Origin of the sequence: Candidatus Nitrosotalea okcheonensis, assembly GCF_900177045.1 — an archaeon.
Taxonomy (GTDB): domain Archaea; phylum Thermoproteota; class Nitrososphaeria; order Nitrososphaerales; family Nitrosopumilaceae; genus Nitrosotalea; species Nitrosotalea okcheonensis.
The window spans coordinates 1,739,022-1,752,502 of sequence record NZ_LT841358.1 but is presented as its reverse complement, the minus strand read 5'-3'; the positions used below and the strand labels follow the sequence as shown (position 1 = coordinate 1,752,502).

General features: G+C 36.5%; 13 protein-coding genes and 1 pseudogene. 8 read left to right on the top strand and 6 right to left on the bottom strand.

What is annotated here, in order from left to right:
• Positions 1-170: 170 nt before the first annotated feature.
• The 3 genes from BQ3481_RS10290 (at position 171) to BQ3481_RS10280 (ending at position 1,563) form a co-directional block, all read left to right on the top strand.
• Positions 171-434: a hypothetical protein gene (locus BQ3481_RS10290; RefSeq protein ID WP_157928177.1), complete on the top strand. Its 264-nt coding sequence runs from the start codon at positions 171-173 to the stop codon at positions 432-434.
• 245 nt (positions 435-679) lie between these two features.
• On the top strand, positions 680-1,237 hold the full coding sequence (locus BQ3481_RS10285) for a winged helix-turn-helix transcriptional regulator (RefSeq protein WP_157928176.1): 558 nt from the start codon (positions 680-682) through the stop codon (positions 1,235-1,237).
• Positions 1,237-1,563 (top strand): hypothetical protein, encoded by a 327-nt coding sequence (locus BQ3481_RS10280; RefSeq protein ID WP_157928175.1) that lies wholly within the window; start codon positions 1,237-1,239, stop codon positions 1,561-1,563. The genes BQ3481_RS10285 and BQ3481_RS10280 overlap by 1 nt, the downstream gene beginning before the upstream one ends.
• Before the next feature lie 123 nt (positions 1,564-1,686).
• Here the strand turns inward: BQ3481_RS10280 and BQ3481_RS10275 are convergent, their stop codons facing one another.
• The 3 genes from BQ3481_RS10275 to BQ3481_RS10265 form a co-directional block, all read right to left on the bottom strand.
• A complete protein-coding gene (locus BQ3481_RS10275; RefSeq protein ID WP_157928174.1) occupies positions 1,687-4,320 on the bottom strand; it encodes an NHL repeat-containing protein in 2,634 nt (877 codons plus the stop codon).
• Positions 4,321-4,339: 19 nt separating this feature from the next.
• Positions 4,340-5,434: a hypothetical protein gene (locus BQ3481_RS10270; RefSeq protein ID WP_157928173.1), complete on the bottom strand. Its 1,095-nt coding sequence runs from the start codon at positions 5,432-5,434 to the stop codon at positions 4,340-4,342.
• A 337-nt stretch (positions 5,435-5,771) separates the two neighbouring features.
• Entirely contained in the window at positions 5,772-6,251 is a 480-nt protein-coding gene (locus tag BQ3481_RS10265; protein ID WP_231911793.1) for a hypothetical protein, read from the bottom strand.
• Positions 6,252-6,380: 129 nt separating this feature from the next.
• On the opposite strand from BQ3481_RS10265, the gene BQ3481_RS10260 reads away from it, so the two are divergent.
• Positions 6,381-7,220 carry a thioredoxin domain-containing protein gene (locus BQ3481_RS10260; protein ID WP_157928566.1) on the top strand — a complete coding sequence of 280 codons (840 nt, stop codon included), beginning with the start codon at positions 6,381-6,383 and terminating at the stop codon, positions 7,218-7,220.
• Between the two features lie 310 nt (positions 7,221-7,530).
• Here the strand turns inward: BQ3481_RS10260 and BQ3481_RS10255 are convergent, their stop codons facing one another.
• On the bottom strand, positions 7,531-8,094 hold the full coding sequence (locus tag BQ3481_RS10255) for a TATA-box-binding protein (protein WP_157928172.1): 564 nt from the start codon (positions 8,092-8,094) through the stop codon (positions 7,531-7,533).
• Between the two features lie 1,120 nt (positions 8,095-9,214).
• Between BQ3481_RS10255 and BQ3481_RS10250 the strand changes: the two genes are divergently transcribed.
• The 3 genes from BQ3481_RS10250 to BQ3481_RS11985 all read left to right on the top strand — a co-directional run bounded on the left by BQ3481_RS10250 (position 9,215) and on the right by BQ3481_RS11985 (position 10,364).
• A complete protein-coding gene (locus tag BQ3481_RS10250; protein ID WP_157928171.1) occupies positions 9,215-9,373 on the top strand; it encodes a hypothetical protein in 159 nt (52 codons plus the stop codon).
• 338 nt (positions 9,374-9,711) lie between these two features.
• Entirely contained in the window at positions 9,712-10,104 is a 393-nt protein-coding gene (locus BQ3481_RS10245) for an EamA family transporter (protein WP_394336726.1), read from the top strand.
• Positions 10,026-10,364 carry an EamA family transporter gene (locus BQ3481_RS11985; protein WP_157928565.1) on the top strand — a complete coding sequence of 113 codons (339 nt, stop codon included), beginning with the start codon at positions 10,026-10,028 and terminating at the stop codon, positions 10,362-10,364. Before BQ3481_RS10245 ends, BQ3481_RS11985 begins: the two co-directional genes overlap by 79 nt.
• Here BQ3481_RS11985 and BQ3481_RS10235 read toward each other — a convergent pair.
• Both BQ3481_RS10235 and BQ3481_RS10230 read right to left on the bottom strand, forming a co-directional pair.
• Positions 10,351-11,151 carry a HoxN/HupN/NixA family nickel/cobalt transporter gene (locus BQ3481_RS10235; RefSeq protein ID WP_157928169.1) on the bottom strand — a complete coding sequence of 267 codons (801 nt, stop codon included), beginning with the start codon at positions 11,149-11,151 and terminating at the stop codon, positions 10,351-10,353. The two genes, BQ3481_RS11985 and BQ3481_RS10235, sit on opposite strands and share 14 nt — an antisense overlap.
• A 267-nt stretch (positions 11,152-11,418) precedes the next feature.
• Positions 11,419-12,156 carry a pentapeptide repeat-containing protein gene (locus tag BQ3481_RS10230; protein WP_157928168.1) on the bottom strand — a complete coding sequence of 246 codons (738 nt, stop codon included), beginning with the start codon at positions 12,154-12,156 and terminating at the stop codon, positions 11,419-11,421.
• 230 nt (positions 12,157-12,386) lie between these two features.
• Here BQ3481_RS10230 and BQ3481_RS10225 point away from each other — a divergent pair.
• Positions 12,387-13,462 (top strand): annotated as a pseudogene (locus tag BQ3481_RS10225) (homospermidine biosynthesis protein).
• Positions 13,463-13,481 lie beyond the last annotated feature (19 nt).

Here is a 13,481-nt window from a genome sequence, read left to right as displayed (position 1 = left end):
GCTGAAAATTTCTCATGAAAAATTTGTGTAAACCATTTTTCGCTTATTCTTAAGACGGGATAGATATCATCGAGAATCATTGCAAAACCTAAACAGAACAATTAGACAACCGTACCTCAATTATAATATACAAAATCTGATATCTATATTTTCGAGGTGAAAACAAAACAATGAACAAGAAAAACACACTCGCAGCAATACCACTAATGGCAATTGCAGTAATAGCTATTGGACTAGTCGGTATGTCACATAACGTATTTGCACAACCCACAAGTTCAAGCTCGGCAAACGTAGACCAGCAAGGACAACACGGTGGTCAGTACGGTGATCAGACTGGCGTAGACAAGAGTGGTCCTAAGGGTGCAGAATCACCTGAAAGTGGATCAGATAGCGGATCAGATAGCGCATCAGATACCGACAATCTGCAGCAATAAAACACATTGTGGAGTAAACCTTCTCCCCATCCTAGGTTGCTCCACCACGTCTCCTTTTTCCAGGTTTTTGTTAATTCTGTTCTAATGTTTCTGGAATATGATGTTTCACATTTGAATTCAGGTTTGATCTGATTTTCAATGCTAACTGTTGCCCGAAGTGTATTTATTTTGCAAAGTTAGCTAACTGCACCTATACTATCATTAGTCTTTATTATATCACATCTAACAGTATTGGTAGAGATCTGTTGCGAGATGATTACAATGAAGACGATTCGGAAAATAGAAGACGAATATATGAGTACATTCAAAAAAATCCAGGAGCTCATCTTAGAATGATTACAAGAGAATTAGGGTTAGCCATGGGTGCAACTCAGCACCATCTAGAAGTCTTGGAAAAATCAGGCAAAATAAGGTCCACCAAGTCTGGCATGTACAGGCATTATTATACAGTCGAGATACTTGAGATACATCATAAGATACTTGCATTTTTGAGGCAAGAGACATCACGAGACATACTGGTATTTCTTTTGGAGCACCCAGATTCTACACAAAAAGATATCATAGACTTCAAGGGATTCTCCCCTCCAACCATAAGCTGGCACATGTCAAGACTGGTTGAATCAGGCATTGTCAAATCCATAAGAGATGGTAGGACAGTCCGATACGAGTTGGCAATAGACCTGCAAAACATGGCATCACTTTTAAAAGAATACCACCCAAGCATCTGGGACAGACTATTGGATAGATTTGTAGACCTCTTCTTACAACTCTCGTCAGATGAAAAGGAAAAGGGGGATAAATAATGCTACACCAAATTTTGCTTGCTATTCAAGGATCACCTGAACTTGGAGGCGAACTTCCAGCCCTTCCAGAATCTCTGGACTTTGCAAGCGGTATATTTGCGGCATTTTTGTTCGCATTATCACTTTTTGCCTACAGACGCACAAATCTGAAAAGGCTTCTTTTTGTTTCCGCTGCATTTGGGCTCTATTCTATTAGAGCCGTACTGCCAAGAATGGACATTATTCTACCAAACCTGCAGATTACTACAATAGCAGACACTCTCATTTCCATACTAGGTTTTGTAATACTTGGGCTGTTCTTTTTGGCAATAGTGAAAAAGAATTAGTGATTTTAATGGCCTGTGTGCATCATACTAGATCATAAACACCACAATTGCAATAAGCTGTGAAATAGAAAGAGAGTTTAAAGAAAAAATTGAGATGGAATACGTTAAGCAAGGCTTAATTTATTATTTTATTATCTTGTTGTCACTTAGATAATGTAGTGCATCTCCAAAGTCTTGTATGTTTATTGTTCCATCAATTATCCACTTGATATTTTTCATCACCCATTGTGGCACATGATCTCCACTCAATCCAAACATATGAAGCATCTCAGAATCTGAGATTGATTTATTAGAGTATCCGCCCCATTCTTTGATCGATTCCATCAAGTCTAGTTTATTTGATGTTGACAATAGTTGCGGGTTTGTAGACTGTAGATTCAATGTAGCGCCTACGGTGGAATCATTAACTAGAAGTTGTTTTTGCGATGGTGGCGTAGTGTTTAGCTGTTGTATTGGCGGACTCGAAGTTGCTTGCCATGCATTGATTACATAAACATCACGCGAATAGAGGTCATAACCCCATGTCCTGATTCCAATATTTGATACAGGCATTGGTTTTGCAAAAGTACCATGGAATGTAAGGAGTATCTTATTGTCAACAACGGTAGTATTTACCGTGACTGGTCCAAAAAAATGGTGAGGGTCTACTATCTGCAATGGTTGTGTCGCATCCCAAAATATTGCTGTATCAGCACCTGCAATTGATGCATAGTTTCCACGCATATTTGTAACAAGAGAGACATGTTTTACAGATTGTAGTCCATTGTCACCATATAGTAATACTTTGATGACAAATGGTTCCCCTACCTGAATCGTGCTGAATATCCCTGTATTAGTATAGTTTGGAAGTTTGTAGTTATTTGCATTTATTGTAAGAGGATATTCATTTTGTGCAAATCCAGTAGTAAACGATGGCGCAAAGCCAGGAGTACTTCCCCCTACTGCTGATTGAACAGTAAATACTACAAAAGTGGTAAAGTGTAAAGTCCAGACATGCAGATCTGAGCCTACATCAATTTTGCAGTCGGTTAAACCTGATGGTATCCCTGTTGCGTCATCCGTACTACAAACTTGTGTAATTTCCGTGAATGGTCCACCATGTGTAAAACCAATTCTCTTTCCTGCATTTCCTGAAAAGTCCAATTCTACTGCCTTACTGAGTGTCAATTTTGCCGAGCCAAAACCTACCTCTATTTTTGCAGCAGGTAAGGTTCCTTGAGGCAAAGACACCGAACTGATAGTTGCAGTATTGATAGTACCTTTCCATGAGCTTGAACCATTTATTACAATATTTTTTGGCAAGAGGATCTGAACATTTCCATTTGTACTGTTGGCCTTGACAGTTAATGCGTTATTGAGAGTAACTGAATTACCATCAGATTTCTTGACTAGGATGTTGGAGTAGTTTATTGTAGTGTTGGTAACTGTTGAAGGGATTTTTATAGTTGACAGATTAGTGTTGGAATTAGCTATCATCAATTGTGGCGTGGTTGGATTGACTGTTACCGTGGCAATAGAATTATCAACCAGGGCTTGATTCTGGCCTGTTTGGACAAATCGTATTATTCTGTTGTTGCCCGAGTCTGACACCCAGAGATTACCTGACTTGTCAAATAAAAGTCCGTTTACATCGTTAAGAGAGCTTGCTGAAGGATTGGCAAACCCGTTGTTTATTCCATTTGATGTAAAATTTGCCTGGCCAAACACAAGTGATGCTGCCATTCCGTTTGAAAACGATGACTTGTATTCCAGTACACGATTATTGCTGCCGTCTGCAACCCAGAGGTTTCCAGACGAGTCAAATGCAATGTTGCTGGGGTTATTGAGCGTATTATTGGACGTACCGACAGTATTTGTAGTAAAAGATGATTGTCCCAAGACTAGGCTTGCAGCCATATTATTAGTAAATGGTGTGGAATATCGTAGTATGCGATTGTTATTTTGATCTGTGACCCAGAGATTTCCAGACGAGTCAAATACCAAGCTAAAGGGGTTGTTCAGTGCAGTTGCATTAGTTCCAGAGGATGTTTGAGTAAATGTTGAATGACCAAGTACAAGAGATGCTGCCTGGCCTGTTGTAAATGGAGGTGAATATTCTAGTATGCGATTGTTGCCTTGGTCTGAGACCCACAGATTTCCATGCGAATCAAATGCAAGAGCATCAGGTGTGTTAAGTGTTGTTGTGTTTGTACCAGTACCACCAGTTGTAAAAGATGATTGTCCAAGTACAAGAGATGCTGCCTGGCCTGTTGTAAATGGAGGTGAATATTCCAGTATGCGACTGTTATCTTCATCTGCCACCCACAGGTTTCCTGAGGAGTCAAATGCAAGTGCAGATGCAGCACGTAATGTGGTCGAAGTCGTACCAAATCCACCTGCTGTAAAGGACGACTGTCCCAGTACAGTTGTGGCATTTGGGCGGTTAAAGCCAAAACTTGATGAGGAGTAATTAAGAATTCTGTTGTTACTACTATCGGCAACCCAAAGATTTCCTCCAGAATCAAACGTAATGCCGATTGGGCCATTAAGCGAACTTGAATTTATTGGTGTATTTATCATGGTGGTAAATGAGGGCTGACCTACCACAAACGATGAGTTTTGATTGGTCACAAATGCATAAGAATAGTGAAACTGTAAAAAGAATAGAGCCAGAATAGAGGCTTGAAATATGACAATCCAATAGTTGTTACGGTTTGTTCTGATGGCAAAAGTAAACTTCTTCCCTCCCCTAAGCACATTTTTTTGCTGGGATATCACCTACTATCATTTTTCGGTTTTAAGAAATATAAAATTTAGCTTTCCGTGAAATTATGACGACGCTGATAACTGCCAATATTGAGACAATACCTGTAAGGGGACCAAATTCCGGAACTGAGGGAATAACTTTGGAAAGCGAGGTAATGGTTATTGTATGTGTAGAAAAGTGTGGGATGGATATGAGAATCTGTGCACCACTCTGTGTAACAAGTATAGCAAAGCGAGGCGGGCCAGAGCTTGTGGGATGCAGTACATCAGCAACACTTGCAGCAGGTTCTATTGGCTGTCCATCATACATTATGTGCAGATATTTTACGTTTCCAACATCTATTGTAGTACTGTTAAGATTTATCAGTATGACCTTGGGACCGCTCTGACTGGATGCACTGACAGTCATGTTTACAGCATCAGTGGTGGAATTTTCAACCTTCAAGACAACATTGTTATCAATAGATTTTGCAGTAACATTTCCTGTTCCAATATCTGCCTGTGCTGCAATGGTCTGGTTTGTCTTTGCTTCTGCTATATCGGATAGATCATGTTCTGTTGCATGGCGTGTTGCATTAAGATTATTGTTCTCGTTTTTGATTTCTTTATCTGAATTTTCAGTCTCTGCTTGATGCTCAGCCTCTGTCTTGTTAGCATTTTCTGTTTCATGTTCTGTCTGGTTTTGATTTTTGTTTATTGCTTGATTTTCTATCTGGTGTTCAGATTCGGTCTGGTTATTTTCTGGGTTAGACTGTACACTGCCTTCGGTCTGGTTGTATTTCTTATCATCAGGTCCGGTGTAAAGAGGATTACTTTTAACATTACTTTCTAACTGGTGTTCTGATTGATGATTGCTCTCTGACTCGTTATTTTGTGTATTTGTGGTTTGGTTGCTTTCTTGAAATTGTGATCGGTTCTGTGAGCTATGCTCACCCTCCGTACTTGTCTTTTGATTGTCTGAGCTGTCGCCCTCGTCAGCAAATACCACTCCAAACAGGCCAGTTTTGACAGGATCTAGAATCGTGGTAACTTGTTTTTGTGGCACCTGAAAAACAGATGATGTTCCATGAAAACCTAAAAATAAAATAGCTACTAAAATAAGGCTCAGAATGCCCTTACTTGCCATGTTTTAAACTTACTTCAGTTGTCTTCTTAAAGATTAGCATACAATCATCCAACGTACGGCATTTATCTGGTGTTCCAGACTGGACATCTGAAATGCACAAGATGTGACTCATCGTACTGGAGACAGAACTGCTCCTTTTTCAAGTCATGTGACAGTATTGCAGAAATCGAAACAATTCCTACCTTGATGAACTTGGATGAAGACATGGCTGCCAGTATGCTTCCTTGTCTTGTCCAAAAGTAGCTATTTGCAGAGTTTTTTGAGTCACATAGATCCTGCCCTCAAATAGATACTAAAGTATTGATTTGAACAGTTCAAGATCATATTGAATATTCCATTATGTGATTTTACACTGTGCTGTTATTCCCTTGACAGTAACGTAATACGTGTATGCCAAAATTGCTATTGAAACTAGACGTAGCGGAATCTCATAGTTTGTAAGAAAGGCAGTAGCTGTTCCACCGACCGCACCAAATGTAGATATTACTGCAAATCCAATCGATCCACAACTGCAAGCTCCCGCTCCTGCACCAATTATGAAACCTAAAAATCCAGAGCCAGATTTTCTGACACCGATTCCCATCATACGAATTCGATAGATACTAAGACTGATTACAATACTAGATAGAGCAGATACTATTACAATCAATGTAAAACTGATGCTTGCAGAAAATGGCACATAGAATATGAATTTGGGTGAAAAGAAGATAAACTCTGAAACTATTGACAATGTAAAAAACAGGGAGAAAAAAATGGATGCTGATAATGCAAGGTATTTTTTGTTTGAAAAAACTAGTTCCAGTGCCTGTCTTTGCAATCCGACTAGATAGGGACTGCAGATTATTTAACGATATTTCCAAATCCTATAAAACATTTTGAACGTTCAAGATTTTTTGATCAATTTGGAAAAAAACTTAAATGATAAAAAAAGATCTGCCTTGCAGAAATGAAAATTGCTTTATCGATTATAATGTTTTCAGTTTTAGTTGCAGGTACTTCATACGCTTTTGCTCAAACTATGCAAGGTTCAATGCCTGCAATTGATAGCATGAAAAATAGTTCCATGAATGGAAACATGTCTAATTGGGGAAATAAAACTATGATGAATGAAGGTGCCATGATGGCAAGTGGAAACATTGACCTTTCAAAAGCATCCCCAGTTCTAGGTTCTCCAAATGCCCCTGTTACAATTATAGAGTTTGGTGATTACCAGTGTCCAAAATGTGATGCTTGGTTTAAGAACGAAGAGCCTACGATAAAGGCAAATTATATCGATACAAACAAGACAAAATTGTATTTTGTTGACTTTCCATATTTAGGGGCAGATTCACCTGTAGCAGCACAGGCTGCACATTGTGCAGGAGATCAGAACAAGTACTGGGAGTATCATGATTATCTATATTCCAATCAGGGAGCAATACAGAGCGGATGGGCCAATTCAAATAATCTCAAATCATACGCTATAACCCTAGGTCTTGATGCAAGCAAATTCAACTCTTGCCTTGATTCTGGCAAGTATGCAGATAGCGTAGCATACAACAAAGACATTGGTTCATCAAAAGGGATACAGGGAACACCTGCATTTTTCATAGTTGGCTCATCTGGTTCCATGCAAGAGATAATGGGACCACAGCCAGCAGCTATATTTTCTTCAACAATTGATCAAATCAGTACTCAACCAGTACCAGAATTTGGTTCCATTGCATCTTTGATACTTGTTGTTGCGTTAGTATCAATAATTACAGTATCTGCAAAGACCAGGCTGCGATTCATTCCAAGATCATAAAGAAGAATTATTGAATACTAAGATTGCATTAATTGTAGGTGTAATTTTGATTATTAGTAACATTTTCATTTCTTACACGTACTGGACATACATGCTTTAAAAAATTGGTGTAGGATTCTGCTAGTGTTTTAGTGTTGATTTTATTCCTAAAGACTCGTTGGGAGAGTTATTCAATCAGTTTAATTCTCTACCTATAATTTCGTCAAAAAGGTATTAGACGGGCCCTTGAGGGGTTTTGTTCACTTAGTTTAGTTCCCTCCTTTAAAACATGAATGAATTAATTTTAGTTCAAGTTCGGTGATCAAGACTTCTAGGTTTGATAATGCATGAGTTGTTTTTCCTCGAGCATTGTGTGTAAATTATAGACTGCCCGATATACCTCGGATTCGGTTCTTGCCCCAACGCATACAAGCTTACCTGAAACAAAGATCAGTGTCACTGTTTTAGGATCTATCATCCTATGTATAACACCTGGGAATTGTTCAGGTTCATACATACTTCTTGGAAGACTTCTAGCAGCAAGCGCCAAGTGAACTCCACCGCCAAGATTGACAGACGCAACAATATTTTGGATTGTTATGACAGCATCATTTTTTATTTTTATTTTTGTCTTTCGAAGTTTTTGTATTACAGTATTTATTGCAGCTATTGCATCCTTTTCGGATTTTGATCCAGTACAAACAAATTTGCCAGAACTAAAGATAAGAATAGCAGTTCTAGGAGTTTTTAATCTAAAAACTAATCCTGGAAATTGAGCTGGATTGTATTCAGATTCCGGAAATGCTTTGGTGATTTCTACAAGATCAATTCTTTGATCAATTGATGCAGAAGCAACGACATTTACTATATCAACAATAGGTTTTGTTTGCGGCATCTACGTGAGTGTGATATTCTATCATATATATCCAGATATATAATATGTAATCTACTAATATCACAATAACTAGGAAAAATTTTGTTATTTTTGCTTTATTCTTTATAACAAATATTTTGTAGATTACGAATTAATAATGATAATGTAGTTACCCTTTATCTTTATACAACTTTACGGACCTAGCAATAAGATTCACACAGATTAAATAAACTATGAATGAAATTGATTGCGCCAAAACAGATGAGGCATATGCTTCATAATTACTAGTTAAAAGATAATATTGTAATATCCATCTACATACAACATAGATTATTTCACTCAATCCCAATGAAGTAATAATTTTGAATAGGTCTGTTTTCAGCCTAGATTTGTCTAACTTACCTGATTCTAAGAGATATTTTTTATTATTGTCAATATAAAAAAAGCCTGAAAAAGCTGCATAGTAAACTGACAAATCAATTACAAGAGTTAATGAACTATTGACATATTTTGCTTGAAGTGAGAATATTTGTGCAAATATAGCAGAAATTATAACAGATGCAAGAAATGCAAGAAAAATGTTTTTGTTTAGCTTCAGATATTCCCTATAATGACTCTTCATACACTAGTTTTTTCATATGTTGCAGATAAATCAAACATTAGATTAGATGCATTTCAGAAATGCTGAATAGTTATCACAATTTGTAGCTAAAATCAAAATAAGATTTTTCTACTAGAGATACTGATAAGACTAATATGATAAGATTGAGTGATCTGAGAGCCTGTAAAAATTGCCACATGGTATATTTCAAGACCCCGTCAGAAAAGTGTGCACACTGTAACGCTACTACACAACAAGAAGAAGTAAAATTCGATTAGGACTAGACATAGTAAATCTCTAATCTTTACTATGCTTCCAGCTATTATTATATTGGATTAGTATGCGTAACTTAGTATGTGTAACTTACTAATTTTGGTCAAACTTGAACAAGCATATAAAAATCACATGTATCAATAAAACTATGGAAATTATCTTTTCATATAGAAAATTTCATATAATTTTTCCATAATCACGACTAAAATTTGAATCTTATATTATGATGTTATTTTATATCATAATGATCAGATAACGCATTTGAACATGATAGCAGAAGCGCTAACAATTGGAGCAATCATAACCTTTTGTAGTCTTCTTACATGGGTTGCAATGAAGAAATATCAACCAAAAATTGAAGCTAGGCTTGATGAAATCGAAGATAATAGTACAGGTTTAAAAATAACAGAAAAAAGACACAAGTAACTTTTTAATTATTACAATTAGATGATTTATTTCATTTTCTTATTTACACTAGTCAAAACGTAGAACGAGATTTAACTTCAAGCAATATAACAATAATTTATTGAATCAGCTAGATCTCAAGTCTGCAAAAATATGATACTTGGCTGCAATATTATCTGTTCTTTTGGTTGGCTCCATCTCTACACTTTCAAAACTAATTCTTTCAAACATAAATCCATTATTGTTAGCATCATTAGTTTATCTTTTAGCTTTTTTAGCTTCTGTATCACTGACAAGAAAATCCGTGTTAAAACCAATAAAGAAGAAAGATTGGTATTTTATCTTAGTTATATCCGGTTTTGGCTCCAACTCTATTACTTATGGACCTAACAAAAACTACTGCTTCTGATGCATCCATTTTGTTAAACGGTGAGACTGTGTTCATAGTTTTATTTGCAATCCTACTCTTTAAAGAGAAACTCGAGCCTTTAGGTTATCTTGTAATAATATTAGTGTTAATTGATGTCATAGTAATTACAACGAATCTTGAATTTTCAAATTTTCTTTCTGATTTAAAAAAGGAAGGGAATTTACTTATTCTTTCAGCTGCCATATGTTACGCATTAGATAATAATCTAAGCAGAATTGTCTCTCACAGAGTAGACATCTCAAGATTAGTTCGACTAAGATCCATAATCAGGGCGGCATACTCTTTGTTACTGTACTGTTATCAAAGATACCCACCAACATAACACCTTCAGAAATCCCAAATATTCTTTTTCTCGGAATTCTAGGTTTTGGATTTTCACTTTATTTCTTTTTGCACAGCCTTAAGCGAATAGGAACAGTAAGAACAATACTAATTTTTTCTACATCATCAATATTCGGTCTTGTCTTTGCAACAATATTCTTGCATGAGCCTATTGGTACATATCAGTTAATTGCCATTGCAATTATACTGTTTGGTATTCATCTTATTGCAAGAGAAGGACAGGAATCTACAAAGGTTTAGGAGATTGAGATATGTTTACTCCACCCTTTCGCGTAGCAAATCCATATGCAAATGATGTCAAAATGATTCCTGCGGCCAATGTAGCACCTACCCACACAGGCAGAACATCTACATGCATCAGTATTCCATAGGATTCACCCGTGGCTACAAGTAGTGCAACCCCACTAAGAGCATATGACATGTATCGAAATCCTTTGGTATGGAATATCTTAGAAAGTGCAGATCTTAGCAATACACTATCAAGAGTATCAATTGGAATCATCCCTAATGCAAAAAATCCCGCAAGGAATAGTGCCACTTGAACTCCCATTGTTGCAGAAGCTACAGCTGATAAGCTGATCGCTGATATCTGTGTTGCAGTATCAAAACCTAATCCAAATACAAGACCTGTAACAAATGCCGAACCGGAAGTACCCAGCATACCAGTTTTAGACAAGATTCTACTTGCAAGTATCGCAGAGCTGCTTTTACCCCATCTCTTCATAGAGTAAATATTTACTACCGCTATTGTTCCAAGAGCAATTGCTCCAATTATTCCTCCCCAAAATGCTAAATTGTTAAGATTAATGAACCCGCCAACTAGGTATATGATAAAGATCATTTCTACTAACACGGATGTCATATGACCGGAACTGAATGAAGCTCCTATCCATCGTGACTTCTTCATAGCATTATGTAATCGAACAAGATTATCGATAGCTGTTATATGATCAATATCTACCCCATGGCGTAATCCCAAAATAACCATAGTTGGAATTGATAAAAATACAAAAGGCCACACATCCATTATGAGAAACCTCCAAAAAATGTACATGATAGTATTACAAAATTTGGTAGGAGTAATACTATTTGCACAAACAAGCTGTGAAATCTTTGTATAAAAATATGTCCTAAAAAAACGTAAACTACAAAATTTTACACATACAACAATACGTAAACTGCAGAATCGTTTTCATACAAATCAAATCAATTTCCTATTGACTGTTCAAATTTTTAAACATACTATGTAGATATAGAATTTACTTTATATAATAATTTCAACTAATTAAAACTACTAGTGACAGATTGGACTTCCATGACAAGAACGATCAGTGCCTGCAGTAGCAAGTCCACTTACATTAGCTCCAGTAAGATCCGCACCAGCTAAAATGGCGTATGAAATATCCGCGTATTGAAGATTTGTGTCAGATAGGTTTGCACCTGTAAGATCAGAGGCGCGCAAGTTTGCATTTGACAAGTCCGCTTTTGAAAGATTAACATTTGTAAAACTTGATGTTATTGCCCTAATACCTGAGAGATTTGCACCTGTGAAATTAGCATTTTGAAAATTAACAGAGCCAAATGCAGAACCCTGTAGATTTGCACCTTGAAAATCTGCTCCGACGAGAGTGGCATGATAAAAGTCCATATTTTGTGCGGTAATTCCGTCCAATTTTGCACCAGACAAAACTACAGAGTTGACGCTAGCGCCAGCCAATTGTGCACCTACAAGATTTGCTCCTGAAAGATTAGTGCCATACAAATTCGCACCCTGAAGATTTGCTCCTGAAAGATTTATTCCAGATAGGTTAAGAAATGAAAGATCAACACCATGTAAATCACAATTAGACCAGTCAGTATTTTGTGATGGTTTTCCAGAACATGATTTGGCAGTTTGTGTATTAGAACCAACATAACCTGAATCGGCATAAACTGAGAATGTTGAGACAGAATTGCCAGATATTACTACAAGTAACAAAACGGCTATTGTTCCAGCCCATAACAGTGAAGCATTTTTTGAACTTGTTTTCATTGTAAGCACCAATTGGATCAAATCTTTGTATAAAAAGATGTCTTGAAAAAACGTAAACTACAAAATTACTCTTACAAAGTTATACGTAAACTGCAAAATTATTTTTTTTCATAGCAAAATTCTGTTTCAAGAACATGGATATATGAAATATTTTCTGTTCAATAAAATTGGAATAAAATATTGATGTCATTAGAAAATATTATCTAGTAGAATCGTAATTACACGGTCTGATGGATTATCACCATTTTCATGGAAAGAATATTCCTCACATAGAAGTAAATCCTGATATGAAAATCGATGATCTCGTAGAAATTTATGCAAATTCAGGTTACAATGCAAGACAGCTTGGTGAAGCTGCAAAATTGTTTAGAAAAATGATTGAAGATGATGCAACAATATGCCTCACTATTGCAGGTGCAATGACTCCAGTTGGATTTGGAGGTTTGTTTAAATCTCTTATTGAGAAAGGATTTGTTGATTGGATAATTTCTACAGGTTCCAATTTATATCATGAAGATCATTTTGCATGGAATTTACCTGTAAAACAAGGACATTTTGAAGTGGATGATATGATTCTATATCAAAAAGATATTGTCAGAATTAGAGATGTCTACATCAAAGGTGAAGAAACACTCAAGGAACAAGATAAAATCATACATAAAATGTTTGAAAAGAATTTAATTGAAAAACCATTTACTACAGCAGAATTTGCAAATTGGATGGGCAAATACTCAAAAGAGTATTCAAAAAAACCAGAAAAAAGTTTTGTTGTTTCTGCATATGATTATGATGTACCCCTCTACATTTCGACATTGAAGGATTCTTCACTTGCCCTTGATTTAGCTCCTCTTAGGCTTGCTAACAAACCATTTTCATTAGATTTTGTGAGGGAAATAATTGAACAGGCAGCAATTTTGTATAATTCAAAAAAGGCAGGAATTGTGGAAATTGGCGGAGGCGTTCCAAAAAATACGGCACAACAGACCGGTCCACTATTAGACCAAATATTGGGATTGGGTCATGGCGGACAAAATTACATCATTCAGATTACTGATGCCAGACCCGACACAGGAGGCTGTCTGGAGCTACATTACAGGAAGGAAAAAGCTGGGGTAAGGTAAAAGATTCTCATGAAGACGTCATCGTAGTGTATGCAGATGCCACAGTAGCATTTCCAGTTTTATGTTTATACGCACTAGGCATGGAAAGCCCACGAAAGCCAAAACGATTATACAAAAAATTAGAACAATATTACAAGGAATTATCTGAAACTTATTTTAACAAAAAGAAATTAAACCATCCATAAAGAGCAGAGACTTGTCTCT